The organism is Photorhabdus cinerea (assembly GCF_011189575.1).
Classification (GTDB): domain Bacteria; phylum Pseudomonadota; class Gammaproteobacteria; order Enterobacterales; family Enterobacteriaceae; genus Photorhabdus; species Photorhabdus cinerea.
In genome coordinates this window covers 1-1,194 of record NZ_PUJW01000107.1, presented here as the reverse complement: position 1 = coordinate 1,194, position 1,194 = coordinate 1, and the positions used below count along the sequence as shown (strand labels likewise).

Here is a 1,194-nt window from a genome sequence, read left to right as displayed (position 1 = left end):
ATACCCGCAGCGACATTGCCATTTGTAAATTCACCGTTTTTATCTGCGGTATTTGTAATATCACCGATTTTTTGCATAGCAAAACCTCACTCATTAAAGGTGATTAGAAAATAAATAAAGGGTTATTCGTTGCTGTAACCGAATTGCAGAATTGTATGGGATGGACAAAGACGATTAAATTGACACTCTAACCGTTTATTACCCCATGACCTCAACGGATCGCCGCAATAACTGCCACCAGCCACGGCATAGAAAATAGTTGTTTTTGGTGCGTTAATTCGCCATGTAAACGGCCAATCTTCACCGTTCAGGGCTTCCCCACAAACTGATTGCCCCGCTCGTGCTTGCCGATATTCAGTGATTGTGATGGTATAACCCATCGTTGCCGCCAAATTAATAAAAAACTCTTTTGACTGTCCGCCATCTCTCAGCAATCTCGAAACAACTGTTTTCTGTCTGAGCGGAATAGTATCAACTTCACCGATACCGCAATCATCTGGCAAACCTAGCGACTTTTCCCACTCTGGCAGCATGATAGTGGCAGTTGCAGGGAAAGCGCCTTCAATTAACCCCCAGGCATCCCGATCACTCCGATAATATGAATACGCAATCGCTCTCGTTACTGCATTCATAACAGATGAGTGCTGACGAGTCCATGCAAGCCCGGACGGCAATAATCCGTTCAATGCTGACGTATAGTTTTCTACACTGTATCGACTCATGTATAGATAACCTCCCCTCGTAGCGGTAGCTCCCCGATCCCTAGCTTGATATTGCTTGTCGGATTTGTTATCACGAATCCCGCCGTTCCCGGTACATCAGCAATCACATATTGCAATTCTGAAATAAGAACTCTTCCCGTCCCGTCAGGATTCCCACTTTCAAAAAATACATTATCAATAGCGGCGGCAATGGCATTCGTCACATCACGACTAACATAAGATATACCGTTGATTGTGATATCAATTTTCCGCTGAATTGGGGAGCAAACCCAGACTAAAGCAGTGACTGGCTGCAATGGGTAGATGTAATCCGCAACTCTTGCCTGGTCTCCCGTTGCCGCCGTGCCGTAGTTTTCTAAGCTGGAGAACCCATCTGTACCCGTTGGGAAACCGCCCTTTCCGTTATTATCACACATAATGTAGATGCCAACGGTCCCCGCGCCCATTGCTCTACGACGAATCCATACGCGAG

The 1,194-nt window shown here is 46.0% G+C and carries 1 protein-coding gene and 2 pseudogenes; all 3 read right to left on the bottom strand.

What is annotated here, in order from left to right; all coding sequences use genetic code 11:
* A pseudogene (locus tag C5469_RS22775) lies at positions 1-77 on the bottom strand (gp53-like domain-containing protein); the annotation flags it as partial.
* A gap of 45 nt (positions 78-122) precedes the next feature.
* Complete coding sequence (locus tag C5469_RS22770) at positions 123-722, bottom strand: YmfQ family protein (protein ID WP_166310964.1); 600 nt, start codon at positions 720-722, stop codon at positions 123-125.
* Positions 719-1,194 (bottom strand): annotated as a pseudogene (locus C5469_RS22765) (baseplate J/gp47 family protein); the annotation flags it as partial. The pseudogene C5469_RS22765 and the gene C5469_RS22770, both read right to left, overlap by 4 nt.

Excerpts from the sequence above, each read along its gene's own strand:
- C5469_RS22770 (WP_166310964.1), bottom strand. The coding sequence starts at position 722 with ATGAGTCGATACAGTGTAGAAAACTATACGTCAGCATTGAACGGATTA.